The following is an 18,896-nucleotide window of genomic DNA, read 5'->3' as shown; positions in this document are numbered from 1 at the left end:
AACCGGGCCTGCGGCGACAGCCCCTCCGCGATCAGCGGTGCGCGGCGACGACCGTGTCGAGCGCCTCGGCGAGCAGTTGCAGGTAACGGTCGGGATCGGGCACTACCCGCGGATCGGAATGCACTGACAACGTGACGGTTTCGCCGATTCCGTGGACGCCATGGGTCAGGTGCATCACGTTGCCGAGGGCGGGGAAACCGCCGGTGAACAGGACCGGGGCGCCCGCGAAGGCGAGGTCGCCCGGGCCACGGTAGACGCTGGAGACGACGGTGTTGCCGTCGAGCGTCGCGGGAACATTGTCCAGGTCGGCGCGTTCGACATCGCGTGCCGCCAGGACAGCGGGGACCACCTCGCCGACTCGATCCTGTGCGGAATGCAGTGGATTGAGCGCTCGCTCGCGGCGGACGGCGAGTTCATCGGCGATGAGATTCGCGCGGATGCGCAGGTCGGGTTCGTTGATATGCAGGTCGATGGACAGTCCGCGGTAGTTGTTGCGCGCCGCGCTCGGCATCGGAAGTGCCATCGGTAGGGCGGTGCCGAGCCGTTCCGGTCGCGCACCACGCTCGGTGAGGTAGTCGGCCAGCGCATACGAAATCGCCGTCAGTGCAACAACAGTGACGGTTTTGCCCGGAATGCGGAGGTCGCCCACATCGACGACCAGCATTCGCGCAGTGCGATCGGCGACCGCGGCGGCCGGGTTCAGCGCGCTCGGCGCGAATCCGGTTGCGGCCGCGGGTACCTCACCCGCGGCCGTCCGGTCCGCCAATTCCCGCTGTGCCAGGTACGCGGCCCGTCCGCGCCAGACCGTGGCGGCCAATTGACCGGGAAAGCGCAGCACTCCAAGCACTCTCGGGTCTACCTGTCGAGGAATCCATCCACAGGGTTGTCCACAGGAATCCCCAGGGTGTGTAGGAGTTTTGGCAGGTCCGACCGGGTGATATGCCGAGTTATCCACAGGCGCATCGGGTGTGCTGTGGACAACAGCATCAGCCCTAGCCGTCCCGAAGAGCGCTCGTGCGATAGCGGCGGCCCGGGTGCCGTCGGCGAGTGCGTGCGAAAGCTGCAGCAGCACCACCACAACGGGCTCCGTCGAGCGCAGCGCATCGTGGACGGCGCGGAAGACGTGGATGCGCCAAGGATGTTCGGTCGCGACGACACCGGTTCCCAGGAGTTCGCCCAGATCCGCGAGCAGCGCGTGCCATGACAGGCCGTCCGGCTGGTGGTACACGAATTGCTGGGACGTGAATTCGGCCGAAACCCAGCGCGGATAGCCGAGATCGCCCGGTATGTCCTGTAACCGGATCCGCAGATCCGGAATGCGTGCGGCACGTGCGGCGACGAAAGAGCGCAGTTCGTCGGTGGCGGTATCGGTTTCGGCGAAAGAGTAGAGCAGGAACACATCGTTGGTGGTGCGGCGCGACAGCCAGTACATCGTCGCGTCACGCGCGGCCATCGTGGTCATCCGGCCACGATAGGCCAACCCGCCGAGGTCACTGAGAAGGCCCCGAGTCCGCTCGACTCGGGGCCGGTATTGCCCATTCGAGATGCATCTCGCGGATCAGCCCCGCGCGAACTCTCCCGCGGTGACATCGGCGAGAAAGGCTCGCCACTGCCCTGGACCGAAGGCCAGTACGGGTCCGCGGCCGCTGTCCTTGGTGTCGCGAACGGCAATATCGCCGCCGGCGAGAAAGGCTACTTCGACGCAGTTCCCGTCGGGTCCGCTGTAGGTGCTCTTCCGCCACACAGCGTCGGTCACATCAACTTCCACGGCACTTGCTCCTTTGGTTCATCGAGAAGAGGGGATAACTCCTGGAATCGTTGAAACATTCCGAAATCCGGCGCGACCGATGAGTTACTTCGTGGCACACAAGGCACTGCCACACGGCGCGCGCAACCGACCGGCACGAACCAGCGCATCGAGGCGTTTCCGCCTCCGGGGGCTGCCCCCGCGGAAGAAACACTAGCAGGTCTTCCGCAATGTTGCGGAAGAGAATTTGCTTTCCCATATCGTTTTGCCAAGCTTGCGAAGCTTCACGTTTGCGGGGGCATTGCCAGGCCTCCTTACCCATTCCCGATCTGGTTGACACATCCCGATTTACTTCCATGTGATTGGTCCGTGATACGTCAATTTCCCGAGTACCTCAGCAGTCACATGAGCACCATCGAGGGCAGGCGTGGATCATGGGGGAATGATCTCCCGTGACCGCGACACCGCAGGTCGTGCCCGTAACGACCGCCCCCGCGACCGACTCGGCCGACCGCTGCCTCCCGGCAGTGCCGGAGTCGCCCGAATTCCCGACGATCTCGAGCTCGGGCCCCAGCAAACTCTGACCTTCGCTCAGCAACTGCTGGACGACGGATTGGCATTCAACGCCCACGAGGTATTGGAGGCGGCATGGAAGAACGGGCCGGTTGCCGAGCGGATGCTCTGGCAGGGGCTGGCCCAATACGCCGTCGGCCTCACCCACATCCAGCGAGGCAACGCCAAAGGCGCGGGTACGCTGCTGCGCCGCGCGAGTGAGCGGCTCGAGTCCTATCCGGCGAATGCCCAGCAGCACGATGTCGACCGTGCCGGGCTCATCGCGCACGCGCAGGAGCTGCTCGTCGCGCTCGATACCGGTGACACCATCGCCGAGGAGCGGCTGCGGACGCGGCTGTGCCGAGAGCCCACCTAGGATCGAGGGGTGCCAACGAGTCGAGGAGCGGGCCGCTACGCGCCGAGCCCTTCGGGCGAGCTGCACGTGGGAAACCTGCGTACCGCGGTGCTCGCCTGGCTTTTCGCGCGAACTTCGGGGCGCGAGTTCCTGATTCGTGTCGACGATCTGGATCGAGTCCGGCCGGGTGCCGCGCAGCGCCAGCTCGACGACCTCGCCGCGATCGGCATCGATTGGGACGGCCCCGTGGTCTACCAATCCGAACGGCTGCCGGTCTACGCGGCCGCTGTCGCCGAACTGACCGCGGCCGGGCGCACCTATGAATGTTTCTGCACCAGACGTGAAATCCAGCAGGCCGCCACGGCGCCGCACGGGCCGATGGGCGCCTACCCCGGCACCTGCCGTCAGCTGAGCGACGTCGAGCGCACGGCCAGGCGGGCCGAAGGACGCACCGGCGCAGTGCGATTGCGCGCCGATGTCACCGAATACGAGATCGCCGATCTGCTGCACGGCCGATATCGGGGCGCCGTCGACGATTTGGTGTTGCGCCGCGGCGACGGTATCCCCGCCTACAACCTCACCGTCGTGGTCGACGACGCTTCCCAAGGCGTTGACCAGGTGGTTCGCGGTGACGATCTGCTGCCGTCCACTCCTCGCCAGGCCTATCTCGCAGAACTGCTCGGACTCACCGTCCCGACCTACGCCCACGTGCCGCTCGTGCTCAACGAAGAGGGCAAGCGACTTGCTAAACGTGATGGAGCCGTGAGCCTTTCGGATCAACGCGCCCTGGGTAACACGCCTGCGGACGTGGTGGCGGCGATCGCGGAATCGCTCGGATATTCCGCACGGACGACTGCCGAGCTACGCGAAGTATTCGACCCCGCCCGCATCCCCGAAAAACCGTGGATACTCGAGCCTATCGGGTTGTTCCGACCAGAGGGATGTCCGTAACGTACGCATAGACCGATCTAGAAGATCAAAACGAGGACTGAGATATGACCAGCGGTGGTTACGACCCCAACCAGTACCCGCAGGGCGGTCAGCCCGGCGGCTATGGCCAGGACCCCTACGGCCAGCAGCAGCCGCAGCCCGGCTACGGCCAGCAGCAGCCGTACGGCCAGCCCGGACACGGCGGCGCACCCCAGCCCGGTTACGGCCAGCCGGACCCCTACGGGCAGCAGCAGCCGGCCTACGGGCAGGACCCGTACGGTCAGCAGCAGGGCTACCCGCAGCAGGGCCAGTACGGTCAGCAGCAGGGCTTCGGCGGCGTGCAGCCCGCGGATCTGGGCTCTCGCTTCGGCGCGCGAGTCATCGATCAGCTGATCATCGGCATCCCGGTCTCGATCGTTCTCATGTTGATCGTCGGCGGTGGCACCGGCGGCCAGCTCATCAGCGGTTTGATCATCTCGCTGGCGGCTTACGGCTACTACGTGGCCATGGAGGTCACGCAGGGCGGTCAGACGCTGGGCAAGAAGATGCTCGGCCTGCGTGTGCTCGCACCCGGCGGCGCACCGACTCTGACCCCCGAGCAGTCGCTGAAGCGCAACATCTTCATCGCCCTCTACGCGATCCCTTGCATCGGCCAGCTCGGCGCCCTCGGCCTGTGGATCTACATCGCGGTCACCATCAACAACGACCCGAACAAGCAGGGCTGGCACGACAAGTTCGCCGGCGGCACGCAGGTCGTCAAGGGCTGATTCCCTTCACCTGACGAAAACAACAGGGGCGCTTCCGGATTCCGGAAGCGCCCCTGTTCATTGTTCAGGTCAGTATGTTGTTGACGTGTCGGCGCTGATACCGACTATGACGATGAAGACGACGTAAAGGATCCAGCCCACGATGGCGAGGACACCGATCCAGATGCCTGCCTGGGCCATGCCCTTGCCCTCACCCCCGCGTTCCTTGATCTGATTCAGCGCCATCACACCGAGAACGATGCCGACGATCGAGCCGATGCAAGTGCACAGCCCGACCAGAGAGGCGACCAGCGCGCCGATCGCCAGCCCATTGGTGCCCTGCGGTTGCGGGTGCTGCCCGTACGGCTGGTAGGCACCCGCGGCCGGATAACCGCCGTAGGCAGGCGGCTGCCCGTAGGCGGGCGGCTGCTGCGGATACTGCGGCTGGTTGGGCTGCTGGTACTGCGGCTGCGACGGAGGCTGCTGCGGGTACTGCGGCTGCGAGGGTGGCGGCGCCGGCTGCTGGGGATACTGCGGCGACGACGGATAATTAGGAGGCTGCGACGGCTGGGCGGTCGGATGCTGCGGCACCGAACCCGGCGCGCCGGACTCCGGCGACACGCCAGAGCCGCCGTACTGCTTCCACCACTCGTCGGAATCGCCGGGATTCGTCATGACGACAGCGTACTGGTTTGTCTGAGGCGGGGCCCTTTGGGAAGGGACGCATCAGGTGTCACCTGGTCCGGTGCGGATGTTCGGTAACGACACTTCAGGTTCACCGGGTCCGGGGTGGTAGACCTTGCTGTGTCTATTGGAGCGCTGACGCGCTCGAGTCGGGGCCCTTCGGGCCCCCGATCTTCCCTCCCTCCGGGTACTCCTTCGTCGCACCCTCCACTCAGTCCAGATCGGGGCGGGCCCCTCCGGGTAGGGACATATCGGGTTTACCGGGTCCGGGTGTTGGGCGGGGTATTGGTTGGGAGAATGGGGGGCGTGACTGATACGAATTCGCTCGACAAACCAGCTGAATCTGGACACCCCGCGCCGGACCATGCGGCATTCGCCCAGGTTGCGCGGGGGTTCTATCCGGTAATCGTCGCCGTGTTCACCGCGACGCTGATCATCTCCAATATCTGCGCCACCAAGGGCGTGGAGTTCTTCACCGATAGTTCGGTGATGCTCGGCCCGATCCAGATCCTGCCGATCGCGACCGACGGCGCCTTCTTCCTGTTCCCGCTGGCCTACATCCTCGGCGACGTGCTCAGCGAGGTCTACGGCTTCCGCGCCACCCGCCACGCCATCTACACCGGTTTCGGCGCACTGCTGTTGACCGTCGCCTGCTTCTACGTGGCCATCCAGCTCCCCGCCGCCGGGTTCTACGAAAACCAGGACGCCTTCCGCACCGTCATCGGCACCACCCCCCAGCTGGTGCTCGCAGGCCTCGCCGGCTACTTCGTCGGCCAGCTGCTGAACTCGGCCACCCTGGTGCTGATCAAGGAACGCACCAAGGAAAAGCACCTGTGGGCCCGCCTGATCGGCTCCACCGTCGTCGGTGAGTTCGCCGACACCCTGATCTTCTGCTCGATCGCCGCCACCGCCATCGGCATCAACACCTGGCAGTCGTTCATCAACTACGTCATCGTCGGCTTCGTGTGGAAAACCTTGTGCGAGGTGCTCGTCATGCCGATCACCTACCGCGTCATCGCGATCCTCAAGAAGACCGAACCGACCTACGCCCCAGCAAAGGTCGACGCGCTGCACGACTAGCCGTCAGCCTCCCGGGTAGGGCAGCCCCCTATCCGGAGGGCCCGGCGAACTCAGCTTTCCTACTCCCCCGGCACCTTGATCCGCCCCCGCCACTGCCCCATGAACTCCTTCTTGAACTCATCGAAGTACCCACCTTCGATACTCCCCCTGATCCGATCAACCAACCGAATCGTGAACCGCTCGTTGTGAATCGTGCACAACGTCGCCGACAACATCTCCTTGGCCTTGAACAGATGATGCAGGTACGCGCGGGTGTAGTGAGCGCAGGTGTAGCAATCGCACTCCTCGTCGATCGGCCTGAAGTCCCGACGGAACCGAGCGGTGTTGATGTTGAACCGCCCCTCGTCGACATAGATCGCCGCATTGCGCGCCACCCGAGACGGATTGACGCAGTCGAACGTGTCGGCGCCGTTCTCGATAGCGGTGAACATGTCCTCGGGCTCGCTGATCCCCAGCATGTGCCGCGGTTTCGCCTCGGGCAGTTCGTCGCAGCACCAACCGACGATGGTGCCGAGGTTGTGCTTCTCGAGCGCCCCGCCGATCCCGTACCCGTCGAATTCCGTTCCGCCACTACCGCGAATCGATTCCAGCTCACGACAAGCCTTGCGCCGCAGGTCTTCGTACTGCGCACCCTGAATCACCGCGAACAACGCCTGATAGGGCCGATGGCTGCGTACAGCGGTGAGCCGTTCGTGTTCGTCGATACAACGCTGCGCCCACTCGTGCGTCCGCTGTAGCGACTTCTCTTGATAGCCACGGGTATTCATCAACGTGGTCAGCTCGTCGAAGGCGAACAGGATGTCGGCCCCCAACTCGTGCTGAATCCCCATCGACACCTCGGGCGTGAAGCGATGCTTCGAACCGTCCAGGTGTGAGCGGAAGGTGACCCCGTCGTCGTCGACGGTGGCCAGCCGCTCCTTGCCCGCCGCGATCACCTGGTCGGACCGGATATCCACGGCCTCCATAGCAAGGACCTTCTTGAACCCGACCCCCAGCGACATCACCTGGAACCCACCGCTGTCGGTGAAGGTCGGCCCCGGCCAGTTCATGAACTTGCCGAGTCCACCCGCCTCATCGACGACATCGGCGCCGGGCTGCAAGTACAGGTGATAGGCGTTGGCCAGCAGCGCCTGTGCCCCGATCTCCTTCATCGTCTCCGGCAACACAGCCTTCACCGACGCCTTCGTCCCCACCGGAATGAAAGCGGGCGTGGCGATCTCACCGTGCGGGGTGGAGATCACCCCGGTCCGGCCATGTCGGCCCCCGTCCAGACGGGTGCCTACTTCGAAGGAGAACTCGCTGCTATCGGCCACCGCCCCATCGTGCCAGGGTGGCAATGATGCGTCTGAACTGGGCGTTGTACGCGTTGCGGTAGGCCAGACCGCGGACTTATTGAGCCGCCGCGAACTGGGCGTTGTACAGGTTGTAATACGGTCCGCGCTCAGCGAGCAGCCGCTCGTGGGTGCCGTGTTCGACGATGCGCCCCTTGTCCATCACCACGATCAGATCCGCGTCACGAATCGTCGAGAGCCGATGCGCGATCACGAAACTGGTGCGATCGCGGCGCAGGGCCGCGGTGGCGTGCTGGACCAGCGACTCGGTGCGGGTATCGACCGAGCTGGTCGCCTCGTCCAGGATCAGGATCGACGGCTTGGCCAGGAACGCGCGGGCGATCGTGATCAGCTGCTTCTCGCCCGCGCTCACCCCGCCACCCTCTTCATCGATGACCGTGTCGTAGCCGTTGGGCAGCGAGTGCACGAACCGGTCGACGTAGGCAGCGCGGGCCGCGGCCAGGATGTCGGCTTCCGATGCCGTCGGGTTGCCGTAGGCGATGTTCTCGCGGATGGTGCCCTTGAACAGCCAGGTGTCCTGCAACACCATGCCGATGCGCGAACGCAGGTGGTCGCGGGTGATGGTGGTGATGTCGACGTCGTCGATCGCGATGGTGCCCGCGTCGAGTTCGTAGAAGCGCATCAGCAGGTTCACCAGCGTGGTCTTGCCCGCGCCGGTCGGGCCGACGATGGCGACCACGTGGCCGGGATCGGCGACCAGCGAAAGCCGTTCGATGACAGGCGTTTCCGGGTCGTAACCGAAGGACACCGCCTCGAATTCCACCCGCCCACGATCCACTGGGCGGGGGTTCTCCACCAGCGGATCGGGACTCTGCTCCTCGGCATCGAGGATCTCGAAGATCCGTTCCGCGGAGGCGACACCGGACTGCAGCAGGTTCGCCATCGCACCGATCTGGGTGAGCGGCTGACTGAACTGGCGCGAGTACTGGATGAACGCCTGCACCTCGCCGAGCGACAGGTTGCCGGTGGCCACGCGCAGCCCGCCGACCAGCGCGATGAACACGAAGTTCACGTTTCCGAGGAACATGATGGCCGGCATGATCAGGCCGGAGATGAACTGTGCCTGGAAGCTCGCGTCGTAGAGCTTCTGATTGCGCTGGTCGAATTCCTCGCCGACCTCGCGGCCGCGGCCGAACGCGGTGATGATCTCGTGGCCGGTGTAGGCCTCTTCCACCGAGGAGTTCACTTCGCCGGTGTATTTCCACTGGTTGACGAAGTGCGGCTTGGATCGCTTGGCGATCTGCGCGGTGACCACGATCGCGGCGGGCACGGTGAGCAGCGCGATCAGTGCCAGCAGCGGCGAGATCCAGAACATCATGATCAGGATGCCGATCACGGAGAACAGCGAGACCAGCAGCTGACTCATCGTCTGCTGCAAGCTCTGCGAGACATTGTCGACGTCGTTGGTGACGCGGCTGAGCACGTCACCGCGCGGCGAGGTGTCGAAGTAGCGCAGCGGCAGCCGGTGTAGCTTCTGCTCCACCTCGTCGCGCAGCCGCTTCACGGTCCGGTTGATGGCGATATTGAGCAGATAGCCCTGCAGCCAGCCGAATACCGACGCGGCCACATACAGCGCGAGTACGAGCATCAGCACGCGGCCGACGGCGTCGAAGTCGATGCCGGTACCGGGGATGACGTTCATCGCCGAGAGCATGTCGGCGCGGGTGTTCTCGCCCTGCCTGCGCAGCAGCTCGACGGTCTGGTCCTTGGTGAGGCCGGGTTCGAGTTGCTTGCCGACGAAACCGTCGAACACCAGGTTCGTCGCCTTGCCGAGCAGATACGGGCCGAGTGTATTGAGCACCACGGAGGTGATCACCAGCGCGATGATCGCGCCGACGGTGAACTTCTCGGGAGCCAGCCTGCTCACCAGTCGCTTCAGCGACGGACGGAACGACTTGGCCTTCGTACCCGGAGCTCCGGGTACGGGTCCACCTGGCCTCATCGGGCTTCCTCCACGCTCAGCTGGGACTCGACGATCTCGCGGTACTCCGAGCAGCGCTGCATCAATTGGTCATGGGTGCCGATGCCCGCCATCGCGCCGTCTTCGAGGACGACGATCTGGTCGGCATCGCGAATGGTCTGGATCCGCTGGGCCACGATGATCACCGACGCGTCGGCGGTCTCTGGCTTCAGCGCGGCGCGCAGCCGGGCGTCGGTGGCGACATCGAGCGCGGAGAACGAATCGTCGAACAGGTAGATGCGCGGCTTGCGCACCAAGGCGCGGGCGATGCACAGCCGCTGGCGCTGACCGCCGGACACCGTGGTGCCGCCCTGGGCGACCGGGGTGTCGAGCCCCTGCGGCATCTCACGCACGAAATCGGCCGCCTGGGCGACCTCGAGCGCGTGCCAGAGTTCTTCGTCGGTGGCCTCGGGCTTGCCGTAGCGCAGGTTGGTGGCGACGGTGCCGGAGAACAGATAGGCCTTCTGCGGCACCAATCCGATCCCACTGCGCAGCAGTTCGAGGTCGAGGTGGCGCACGTCGGTGCCGCCGAGATAGACCGCGCCATCGGTGACGTCGATCAGGCGCGGGATCAGGTTGATCAGCGTGGTCTTGCCCGCGCCGGTCGAACCGACGACGGCGGTGGTGGTGCCGGGCGTGACCTGGAATCGGATGCCGCGCAGCACCGGCTTCTCCGCGCCGGGGAAGGCGAATTCCGCGAACTGCATGTCGACCGTGGCCGGGTCGCCCTTGAACTGCTGGGGCAGCCGCGGTGGGCGGACCGAGGACTCGGTCTCGAGCACCGCGCCGATCCGATCGGCGGAGACGGCCGCGCGCGGGGCCATCATCGCCAGGAACGAGGCCATCATGACGGCCATCAGGATCTGCATGACATAGGACAGCATCGCGGTGAGCGAGCCGATCTGCATCGTGCCGTTGTCTACATGGTGACCGCCGAACCAGATCACCCCGACGGCGGTCAGATTGCTGATCAACATCACGGTCGGGAACATCAGCGCCATCAACTTGCCGACGCGCAGCGAAGCGTCGGTGAGCGCGGTGTTGGCCATCCCGAAGCGCCAGATCTCCTGCCGCTCCCGCACGAACGCGCGTACCACCCTGATGCCGGTGATCTGCTCGCGCAACACCCGGTTGACCCCGTCGATGCGTTCCTGCATCTGCCGGAACCCCGGCACCATCCTGGCCACGATCGTGCCCATGGAGATAGCAAGGGCGGGCACCGCGATCAGCAGCAACCACGAGAGCCCGAGATCCTCACGCACCGCCATGATGACGCCGCCGACGCACATGATCGGCGCCATCACCAGGATTGTCACCGACATCACGATGAGCAGCTGGACCTGCTGGATGTCGTTGGTCGAGCGGGTGATCAGCGACGGGGCCCCGAACATCCCGACCTCCCTGGCCGAGAACGTCTCCACCCGGTGCAGCACGCCACCGCGCATATCCCGGCCAGCACCCATCGCCGCCTGCGCGCCGAAGTACACCGACGCGGCCGAGGCCACGATCTGCACGCAGCTCACCGCGAGCATCCACAGACCGGTGGTCCAGATGAAACCGATGTCACCCTTGGTGACACCGTCGTCGATCAGGTCGGCATTGAGACTGGGCAGGTAGAGCATCGCGATAACCGAGATCAGCTGGAGTACGAGGACACCCGCCAGCTGGGCGCGGTACGGGGCCAGGTAGGTCCGCAGCAGGGTGATCAACATGATGGTCGAAGGCTACAGCGCGCGGGTGACCAGCGCCGAGCACTTTTACCCACCCTGTGGATAACTCTCAGCCTGTGGATAACTCAGGCGCCGGCCGGTGTGCGCGGCTCTCGACGCGCCCAGGCGCCAGGGTCGGCGACCAGCTCACCGATGAAAGCGGGCAGTCGGTCGGCAGCGATATCGGCGATGAAGACATTCTCCAGCACCGCCCGGATATTGACCCGCAGCGCGATCCACACCTGCTGCAACGGTTCCGCCGCACCGGGATACCGCACATCCTCCGGCCGCTGCCCACGCACCGACGCCAACGGCGACTCCACCGCGCGGATCACATCGGCCACCGAGATCTCCGTCGCGGGCCTGCCGAGGCGATACCCGCCGTCGGGCCCGCGCCTGCTCAGTACGAGCTCGGCGCGACGCAGTTCGGCAAGCACTGTCTCGAGCACCTTCGGTGGGATCTGTGCGGCGGCGGCGATGGCCTCGGACTTGACGACTCCGTCGGCCGCGGCGAGCTCGAGCAGCGTTCGCACCGCGTAATCGACCCTGGCGGTGATATGCACGGTGTCGAACTTACGCGGTGCCCCCGGCAGGAGCGGTCAGCGGCTGGAGGCGGTCGCGAAGCGTCACCACGCAGGCCGTCCGCTCATGCCGAATTGACGCAGCCGGTCAGTACGCAGGTCGCCGCGTCGAGGAGAGTCTTCTCGACCACCTCGTCGGTGGCGTCCGGTGCCAGCTCCGAGGACAGCAGCGCCACCCCGAGCACCTCGATGGCCGCGGCGGCGCGCAGGGTCGAGCCCTGGGTGGGGTCGGGTCCGGAAAGCCACAGCCGCAGTTCACGGGTGGGTTCCATCAGATCGGGGTAGCGGTCGGCGATGGCGTTGACGATAGCCGCGGTGTCGCGCACGCAGAGCGCGCCCGCGTCGCGGTGGCGGATCATGCCGCGCAGATAGGTGCGCAGGACCGCGCGGATACCCTCGTCGTTGTAGGGGACGGCGTCGATGTCCTCGACGATGTCGCGCATGTGATCGATGATCGGATCGATGATCGCGAGGAGCAGATCGAGCTTCGACGCATAGTGGTAATAGAGCGAGGCCTTCGTGATTCCCACCACATCCGCCACCTCGCGCAGGCTCGTCTGTTCGAAACCCTTGGCGGCGAACAGCGCGACCGCGGCGTCGCGGATCGCCTGTTTAGTGCCTCCACCTGCGGTGACGGTGTCGGCGATGTGTCGGGCGGGCATGGCGGCAATCCTCCCATGATTCGGCATGACGTATCCGGAGCCCCTAAAATTGAGGTTGCTCCTCCACTTATCCACTAGGTAGTCTACCTACCGCACGGTAGGCAGAAAACGATGTTGTGGAGGCGGGTCCCGCAGGGGTGGCCCGCGAGTGCTGTCTACGAGCCATGCCACCCACCCGTTCTTCGCGCTAGGAGCACCCGCGTGTCCGTATACCTGTACAGATGGGGAAAGTTCGCTTTCCGCCGTAAGTGGATCGTCTTGCCGGTCTGGCTACTGCTGTTCGTGCTGCTCGGCGGCCTCGGCGCCACCCTGAGCAAGCCGATGTCCAACGACTTCAGCATGCCCGAGCTCCCGTCGGCCCGCGCCAACGAAATCCTCGACAAGCACTTCGAAGGCATGTCGGCGCAGTTCTCGATGGATGCCGTCACCGGCACCTACGTGATCGGCGCGCCGGAGGGCCAGAAGCTCACCGACCCGGCCAACCGGGCCGCGATCGACGCGTTCATCGCCAGGCTCGGCGACCTGTCGATCGTCGATCACGAGAAGAAGCTGATGAGCCCGGTCGCGGCCACCGAGGAGATGGGCTGCCTCGCCAGCCCGGACCCGTCGAAGTGCTCGTCCGCCCCGCTCAATGTGCTGAACGAGACCGCACCCGACACCGTCGGCGTGCTCAGCGTCCCGTTCACCATCAAGGCGGTCACCGATGTGACCGACGCCGACCGCGATGCCGCCTTCGAGGCAGGCGCCGAAGCCCGTAACTCCGGGCTGACCGTCGAGCTCAGCGGCTCGATCGCGATGAAGCAGGAACAGCCGAGCGGCAAGTCCGAACTGATCGGCATGGGTGTCGCGCTGATCGTGATGGTGGTGGCCTTCGGCGCCATCGTCGCCGCGGTCGTGCCCATCATCACCGCCATCGTCGGCCTCGGCGCCGCGACCTCGCTGATCATGCTCGGTACCTCGGTGATGGAGGTGCCCGGCTTCACCACCTTCCTGGCCTCGATGATCGGTATCGCGCTCTCGATCGACTACGCGCTGTTCATCGTCTCCCGGTACAAACACGAACTGGCCGTGCGTGATTCGGCCGAAGAAGCCGCGGGCACCGCGCTCGGTACCGCCGGTTCGGCCGTGGTGTTCGCCGGTCTCACCGTCATCATCGCGCTCGGCGCGCTCGGCATCGTCGGCGTGGAGTTCCTGACCTTCATGGGTCTGGGTGGCGCCATCGCCGCCGCGTTCGCCGTGCTCACCGCCGTCACCCTGATGCCGGCGCTGATGGGCGCCTTCGGCAAGTCGCTGTTCAAGCCGAAGCTGCCGATCGTGGCGCAGCACGATCCCGAGGACGAAAGCTCGGTCACCAACGGTCAGCGTTTCGCCAAGCTGATCGCCAAGGCCCCGTGGGTCGCGCTGGTCCTGTCGGTGGTCGTGCTCGGTGCGCTCGCCGCGCCCGCCGCCGGTCTGAACCTCGGCCTGCCCGGTGACGACAGCATGCCGCAGACCTCCACCATCCGTAAGGCCTACGACCTGCGGACCGAAGGCTTCGGCGAAGGCAGCAACGGTGTGCTCATGGTCGCCGCCGACTTGAGTGCGACGCCCGAGGCCGAGCGTGAGGCCGCGGTCGGTGCGCTGCGTACCAAGCTCGAGTCCTACGAAGGCATGGATTACGTCACCGAGCCGGTCTGGAGCAAGGACAAACAGGGCGCCATGCTCAACGGTGTCCCGAAGTCCGGTCCGAACAACCAGGACACCAAGGATCTGGTCGCCGAGGCACGTGGCGCGGAAGCGGATCTGAACGCGCAGTACGGCATGGCGTACGGCATCACCGGCACCACCGCCATCTACGCCGATGTCGACCATGTGCTGCTCAGCAAGATCCTGCCGTATCTGGCGATCGTGGCCGGTGCCGCGTTCATCCTGCTGATCCTGGTGTTCCGCTCGATTCTGGTCCCGCTCACCGCGGCGCTCGGCTTCCTGTTGTCGATGGGTGCCACCTTCGGTGCGACCGTGCTGATCTTCCAGGAGGGCGCGTTCGGCCTGATCGAGGATCCGCAGCCACTGGTCAGCTTCATGCCGATCATGTTGATCGGCTTGGTATTCGGCTTGGCGATGGACTACCAGGTGTTCCTGGTGACCCGCATGCGCGAGGAATTCGTGCACGGTAAATCGCCCAAGGACGCGATGGTCTCCGGCTACCACCACGGCGCCCGCGTGGTGACCTCGGCCGCGATCATCATGATCTCGGTGTTCGGTTCCTTCATCCTGGAAACCGACGTCACCGCCAAGTCGTTCGGTTTCGCGCTGGCCGCCGGTGTGGCGATCGACGCGTTCATCGTCCGCATGGTCGTTGTCCCCGCACTGCTGGTGATCATGGGCAAGTGGGCGTGGTGGATGCCGAAGTGGCTCGACCGGATCGTGCCCGATATCGACGTCGAGGGTGCGAAGCTCGAGCAGCTGCGCGCCGAGACCACCGAAACGGTGAAACACCCGGTTTCGGTCGGCTGATCCGCGACTAGACCACACGGCCCCGCAATCCGCTACTGGATTGCGGGGCCGCGTTGTTTCGGCATCCGCGCTGGAGGAGGTGCTTGATATCGAGGTTGCTGGGCAGCAGACTCAGGGCTAGTTCGACCGGCTACACCTCCGATCCGCGCTCTGCACCGATCAACGAGGAGAAGAACCGTGTCCATCTATCTCTATCGGTGGGGCAAGCTGGCCTTTCGCCGCAAATGGATTGTGCTGCCCGTCTGGTTGCTGTTCTTCATGGTGCTCGCGGGGCTGGGTTCCTCGTTGCAGAAGCCGATGACCGATGACTTCAGCATGCCGAACCTGCCCTCGGAGCGGGCCACCGAAATCCTCGACAAGCACTTCCCCGGGATGTCAGAGGCGTTCGCGTTCGACGCGGTGACCGGCACATATGTCGTGGGAGCGCCCGCGGGCCAGAAACTCACCGACCCGGCCAACCGGGCCGCGATCGACGAACTGATCGGCGAGCTCGACCGACTCGACATCGTCGACCATGCCGAGCCGATCGTGAATCCGATCACCGCTACCGACGAAATGGGCTGCCTCACCGGGCAACCCGACCCGTCGACCTGCAGCGGCGCGCCACTGAACGTGCTGAACAAGACCGCACCCGGCACCGTCGCGTTCTTCAGCGTCCCGTTCACGATCACGGACTTCGCCGAGATCACCGCCACCGAACGCGAGGCCGCCTACAACGCGGGCGACACCGCCCGCGCGGCCGGGCTGACGGTCGAGATCAGCGGCACTATCGCGATGGAACAACAGATGCCGAGCGGCAAGTCCGAGATGATCGGTATGGCTGTGGCATTGGTGGTGATGATTGTGGCGTTCGGCGCGATCGTCGCCGCGTTCGTGCCGATCATCACCGCGATCGTCGGACTCGGCGCGGCGACTTCGCTGATCTTCCTGTCGACCTCGGTGCTGTCGGTGCCGAGCTTCACCACCTTCCTGGCCTCGATGATCGGCATCGCGCTCTCGATCGACTACGCGCTGTTCATCGTCTCGCGCTACAAACATGAGCTGGCGGTGCAGGATTCAGCCGAGGAAGCGGCCGGTACCGCGTTGGGGACGGCGGGCTCGGCGGTGGTGTTCGCCGGGCTCACCGTCATCATCGCGCTCGTCGGGCTCAGCATCGTCGGGGTCAGATTCCTGACGTTCATGGGTCTGGGTGGTGCCATCGCGGCCGCGTTCGCCGTGCTCACCGCCATCACGCTGATGCCCGCGTTGCTCGGTGCCTTCGGCAAGGCGCTGTTCAAGCCGAAGCTGCCGCTGATCGCCCAGCACGATCCCGAGGACGACAGTGTCGTCACCAACGGCACCCGCGTGGCCAGGGCGATCGCCAAATTCCCCTCGATCACGATGCTGCTGGCCATTGTGGTGCTCGGCCTGCTCGCCGCACCGGCGCTGAACCTGAACCTCGGCCTGCCAGGCGAGGACAGCCTGCCCAAGTCGACCACTGTCCGTAAGGCCTACGACCTGCGCACCGAAGGCTTCGGTGAGGGCAGCAACGGGGTGCTCCAGGTGGCCGTCGACCTCAGCGATACCCCCGCCGACCAGCGTCCGGCGGCGCTGAATGCCTTGCGCGACAAGCTGCAGTCCTACCCCGATATGGATCTGGTCACCGAGCCGCAGATGAGCAAGGACGGGGCGGGCGCGCTGATCAACGGCATCCCCAAGACCGGACCCAACGCGCAGTCGACGAAGGATCTGGTGCAGTCGGCGCGCGATGCGGAATCCGATCTGCACGAGCAGTACCAAATGTCTTACGGCATCACCGGAACCACCGCGATCTACGCCGATATCGACCACGTGCTGTTGAGCAAGATCGTGCCGTACATGGCGATCGTGGCAGGCGCGGCGTTCATCCTGCTGATCCTGGTGTTCCGCTCGATCCTGGTCCCGCTCACCGCCGCCCTCGGCTTCCTGTTGTCGATGGCGGCCACCTTCGGCGCGACCGTGCTGATCTTCCAGGAAGGCAAACTCGGGCTGATCCAGGATCCACATCCGCTGGTCAGCTTCCTACCGATCATGTTGATCGGCTTGGTATTCGGCTTGGCGATGGACTACCAGGTGTTCCTGGTGACCCGCATGCGCGAGGAATACGTGCACGGCGCCGATCCCACCGATGCCGTGATCAACGGCTATCACCACGGTGCGCGCGTGGTGACCTCGGCGGCGATCATCATGATCTCGGTGTTCGGTTCGTTCCTGCTGGAATCCGACGTCACCGCCAAGTCGATGGGCTTCGCCCTGGCGGCCGGCGTGGCCTTGGACGCGTTCGTGGTCCGGATGGTGCTCATCCCCGCTCTGCTTGTGCTGCTGGGTAAATGGGCGTGGTGGATGCCGAAGTGGCTGGACCGGATCGTGCCCGATATCGACATCGAGGGCTCGCGGGTGCGCGAGATCCAGGCCGAACGGCGGGCGCTCGCCCCAGCGCAAGTCTGAGCACCGATGGCCGGGGAACCCTGATTCCCCGGCTATTTCGCTATTGACTCGGTTGTGGCACTTGGCATTCCGTGACCCGCGGATTCAACCCGATGTAGTTCGCGGGTCCCGCCGCGGCGGTGACCGCGATGGTCGCCCAGTCCGAGCATTCCTTGGGCAGGTGAGCGAAGTGGTGCCGCTGACCGGCCGCGAGCAGCCCGACGGCGACCCAGCCGAGCACGACGAGAACCAGAAGTTTTCCCCCGAGCCCGATCCCGGACTTCGCGGGTGGCGGCTGTCGCCCGCGCATAATCATCGTTCCTTCCCGGATTCGGTGTAACCCAGTCTATTACGCGAGGAATACACCGCAGGTCGGACGAGGTGAATACCCGACGACAGATCTTGCCGCTACCGGGTGATCCGCGCTCCCCCACACTGTGGCTTCCGGCTTTCGGGCCGAGCCGCGGTAGACGGGCGGATGCCGTGCCTGATCGCGTTCGCGGTGTGGATTCCGATGGCGAAGTCCTTCAGTTGCTTCAACATATCTTCATGCTCCGACTTCCGCGCCATCGGGAGAAGTGGCGTAGATGACGACTATCGCTAAGATTTAGACATGAGCTCAGTATCGGTGCTGGCCTACGACGGGATGACGGCGTTCGAAACCGGCATCGTCGTCGAGGTCTTCGGTCTGACCTGGCCCGATATCGAGCAGCCCTGGTACGAGCTGAAGATCTGCACCGAAACCCCCGACCCCATCCGCGTGATCGGCGGCGCGACCCTGACCAGCCCGTATGGTCTCGCGGAGTTCGCCGCCGCCGATACGGTCGTCGTCCCGAGCGTCGCCGACCCCCGCGCAAAGACCTCGCCGGAATTGATCGCCGCCCTTCGCCGGGCGCACAGCAACGGCTCCCGGATCGTGTCGATCTGCTCGGGTGCGTTCGCCCTCGCCGCCGCGGGTCTGCTCGACGGCCGCCGTGCCACCACGCACTGGCGATACGCCGACCTGCTGCGCGAGCGCTACCCCTTGGTCGAGGTCGACCCCGAACCCCTCTACACCGACGAAGGCGACATCCTCACCAGCGCGGGCTGCGCCGCAGGCCTGGACCTGGCACTGCACCTGGTCCGCAACGACCTGGGCGCGTCCGTGGCCAACGCCGTTGCCCGCCGCCTCGTCATCCAGCCCCACCGCGCGGGCGGCCAAGCTCAGTACATCGAATCCCCCATGCCCCCGGAACCCCTCGACGCCCCCATCGCCCGCAGCCTTTCCTGGGCACTCGAACACCTGGCCGACCCGATCGGCATTCCCGATCTCGCCAGGGTGGCAGGCCTGTCACCGCGCACCTACCTGCGCCATTTCGTCCGGGAAACCGGTGCGACCCCGAGCAAATGGCTGATCGCCCAGCGGATTCAGGCAGCACTGGCGATGCTGGAGACCGGCGACGCACCGATCGAGGAGATCGCGACCGCGGCCGGTTTCGCCACCCCGGTCACCTTCCGCCACCATTTCACGCGAGCGGTGCGAACCTCGCCATCGTCCTACCGCCGCACCTTCCGGACAAGAAAAAGCCCCCCACCTGCGTGAACAAGTGAGGGGCTC

Annotated in this window: 16 protein-coding genes; 7 read left to right on the top strand and 9 right to left on the bottom strand. The window is 65.4% G+C overall.

Features of this window, described 5'->3' with window-relative positions; genetic code table 11:
- Positions 1-31: 31 nt before the first annotated feature.
- Together ACFXKN_RS10290 and ACFXKN_RS10285 are read right to left on the bottom strand one after the other, a co-directional pair.
- Complete coding sequence (locus ACFXKN_RS10290) at positions 32-1,462, bottom strand: WS/DGAT domain-containing protein (protein ID WP_379432882.1); 1,431 nt, start codon at positions 1,460-1,462, stop codon at positions 32-34.
- A 96-nt stretch (positions 1,463-1,558) separates the two neighbouring features.
- On the bottom strand, positions 1,559-1,768 hold the full coding sequence (locus ACFXKN_RS10285; RefSeq protein WP_378946487.1) for a DUF397 domain-containing protein: 210 nt from the start codon (positions 1,766-1,768) through the stop codon (positions 1,559-1,561).
- A gap of 421 nt (positions 1,769-2,189) precedes the next feature.
- Between ACFXKN_RS10285 and ACFXKN_RS10280 the strand changes: the two genes are divergently transcribed.
- From ACFXKN_RS10280 to ACFXKN_RS10270, 3 genes are read left to right on the top strand one after another with little or no spacing between them, the layout of a single operon-like run.
- Positions 2,190-2,675 (top strand): DUF309 domain-containing protein, encoded by a 486-nt coding sequence (locus ACFXKN_RS10280; RefSeq protein WP_378946490.1) that lies wholly within the window; start codon positions 2,190-2,192, stop codon positions 2,673-2,675.
- Between the two features lie 9 nt (positions 2,676-2,684).
- The gene (gene gluQRS, locus ACFXKN_RS10275) at positions 2,685-3,605 is read left to right on the top strand and encodes a tRNA glutamyl-Q(34) synthetase GluQRS (protein WP_378946493.1); all 921 of its coding nucleotides are present in this window, start codon (positions 2,685-2,687) and stop codon (positions 3,603-3,605) included.
- A gap of 44 nt (positions 3,606-3,649) precedes the next feature.
- Entirely contained in the window at positions 3,650-4,351 is a 702-nt protein-coding gene (locus ACFXKN_RS10270) for an RDD family protein (RefSeq protein WP_378946496.1), read from the top strand.
- A 69-nt stretch (positions 4,352-4,420) separates the two neighbouring features.
- Here ACFXKN_RS10270 and ACFXKN_RS10265 read toward each other — a convergent pair whose 3' ends face one another.
- A complete protein-coding gene (locus ACFXKN_RS10265; RefSeq protein WP_378946499.1) occupies positions 4,421-5,005 on the bottom strand; it encodes a DUF4190 domain-containing protein in 585 nt (194 codons plus the stop codon).
- 306 nt (positions 5,006-5,311) lie between these two features.
- Between ACFXKN_RS10265 and ACFXKN_RS10260 the strand changes: the two genes are divergently transcribed.
- Positions 5,312-6,094, top strand: coding sequence for a queuosine precursor transporter (locus ACFXKN_RS10260; protein WP_379432881.1), 783 nt, complete (start codon positions 5,312-5,314; stop codon positions 6,092-6,094).
- A gap of 59 nt (positions 6,095-6,153) precedes the next feature.
- Here the strand turns inward: ACFXKN_RS10260 and tgt are convergent, their stop codons facing one another.
- The 5 genes from tgt to ACFXKN_RS10235 form a co-directional block, all read right to left on the bottom strand.
- On the bottom strand, positions 6,154-7,407 hold the full coding sequence (gene tgt, locus ACFXKN_RS10255) for a tRNA guanosine(34) transglycosylase Tgt (protein ID WP_379432880.1): 1,254 nt from the start codon (positions 7,405-7,407) through the stop codon (positions 6,154-6,156).
- Between the two features lie 76 nt (positions 7,408-7,483).
- Positions 7,484-9,388, bottom strand: coding sequence for an ABC transporter ATP-binding protein (locus ACFXKN_RS10250; protein WP_379432879.1), 1,905 nt, complete (start codon positions 9,386-9,388; stop codon positions 7,484-7,486).
- Complete coding sequence (locus tag ACFXKN_RS10245) at positions 9,385-11,118, bottom strand: ABC transporter ATP-binding protein (RefSeq protein WP_379432878.1); 1,734 nt, start codon at positions 11,116-11,118, stop codon at positions 9,385-9,387. The genes ACFXKN_RS10250 and ACFXKN_RS10245 overlap by 4 nt, the downstream gene beginning before the upstream one ends.
- Before the next feature lie 83 nt (positions 11,119-11,201).
- A complete protein-coding gene (locus tag ACFXKN_RS10240; protein ID WP_379432877.1) occupies positions 11,202-11,678 on the bottom strand; it encodes an RrF2 family transcriptional regulator in 477 nt (158 codons plus the stop codon).
- Between the two features lie 83 nt (positions 11,679-11,761).
- Entirely contained in the window at positions 11,762-12,358 is a 597-nt protein-coding gene (locus ACFXKN_RS10235) for a TetR/AcrR family transcriptional regulator (RefSeq protein WP_378946521.1), read from the bottom strand.
- Between the two features lie 201 nt (positions 12,359-12,559).
- On the opposite strand from ACFXKN_RS10235, the gene ACFXKN_RS10230 reads away from it, so the two are divergent.
- On the top strand, positions 12,560-14,854 hold the full coding sequence (locus tag ACFXKN_RS10230; RefSeq protein ID WP_378946524.1) for an MMPL family transporter: 2,295 nt from the start codon (positions 12,560-12,562) through the stop codon (positions 14,852-14,854).
- 177 nt (positions 14,855-15,031) lie between these two features.
- On the top strand, positions 15,032-17,320 hold the full coding sequence (locus ACFXKN_RS10225) for an MMPL family transporter (RefSeq protein WP_378946527.1): 2,289 nt from the start codon (positions 15,032-15,034) through the stop codon (positions 17,318-17,320).
- A gap of 40 nt (positions 17,321-17,360) precedes the next feature.
- On the opposite strand, the gene ACFXKN_RS10220 is transcribed toward ACFXKN_RS10225, so the two are convergent.
- Positions 17,361-17,609, bottom strand: a complete 249-nt coding sequence (locus ACFXKN_RS10220; RefSeq protein WP_378946530.1) for a hypothetical protein — start codon at positions 17,607-17,609, stop codon at positions 17,361-17,363.
- A 303-nt stretch (positions 17,610-17,912) separates the two neighbouring features.
- Here ACFXKN_RS10220 and ACFXKN_RS10215 point away from each other — a divergent pair, with 303 nt between their 5' ends.
- Positions 17,913-18,881, top strand: coding sequence for a helix-turn-helix domain-containing protein (locus tag ACFXKN_RS10215; protein WP_379432876.1), 969 nt, complete (start codon positions 17,913-17,915; stop codon positions 18,879-18,881).
- The last annotated feature ends 15 nt before the right edge of the window (positions 18,882-18,896 follow it).

It is taken from the genome of Nocardia sp. NPDC059195, from assembly GCF_042754695.1.
In the GTDB taxonomy this organism is placed as follows: domain Bacteria; phylum Actinomycetota; class Actinomycetes; order Mycobacteriales; family Mycobacteriaceae; genus Nocardia.
Note: the sequence above shows the minus strand (reverse complement) of the source record. Positions and strands in the feature narration are given on the sequence as shown.

What these genes read in the sequence shown, in the direction of transcription:
- ACFXKN_RS10250 (WP_379432879.1), bottom strand. Translation starts at nt 9,388, where the DNA reads ATGAGGCCAGGTGGACCCGTACCCGGAGCTCCGGGTACGAAGGCCAAG.
- ACFXKN_RS10290 (WP_379432882.1), bottom strand. Translation starts at nt 1,462, where the DNA reads ATGACCACGATGGCCGCGCGTGACGCGACGATGTACTGGCTGTCGCGC.
- ACFXKN_RS10270 (WP_378946496.1), top strand. Translation starts at nt 3,650, where the DNA reads ATGACCAGCGGTGGTTACGACCCCAACCAGTACCCGCAGGGCGGTCAG.
- ACFXKN_RS10245 (WP_379432878.1), bottom strand. Translation starts at nt 11,118, where the DNA reads ATGTTGATCACCCTGCTGCGGACCTACCTGGCCCCGTACCGCGCCCAG.
- ACFXKN_RS10280 (WP_378946490.1), top strand. Translation starts at nt 2,190, where the DNA reads ATGATCTCCCGTGACCGCGACACCGCAGGTCGTGCCCGTAACGACCGC.
- ACFXKN_RS10265 (WP_378946499.1), bottom strand. Translation starts at nt 5,005, where the DNA reads ATGACGAATCCCGGCGATTCCGACGAGTGGTGGAAGCAGTACGGCGGC.
- ACFXKN_RS10220 (WP_378946530.1), bottom strand. Translation starts at nt 17,609, where the DNA reads ATGCGCGGGCGACAGCCGCCACCCGCGAAGTCCGGGATCGGGCTCGGG.
- ACFXKN_RS10260 (WP_379432881.1), top strand. Translation starts at nt 5,312, where the DNA reads ATGGGGGGCGTGACTGATACGAATTCGCTCGACAAACCAGCTGAATCT.
- ACFXKN_RS10215 (WP_379432876.1), top strand. Translation starts at nt 17,913, where the DNA reads ATGAGCTCAGTATCGGTGCTGGCCTACGACGGGATGACGGCGTTCGAA.
- ACFXKN_RS10235 (WP_378946521.1), bottom strand. Translation starts at nt 12,358, where the DNA reads ATGCCCGCCCGACACATCGCCGACACCGTCACCGCAGGTGGAGGCACT.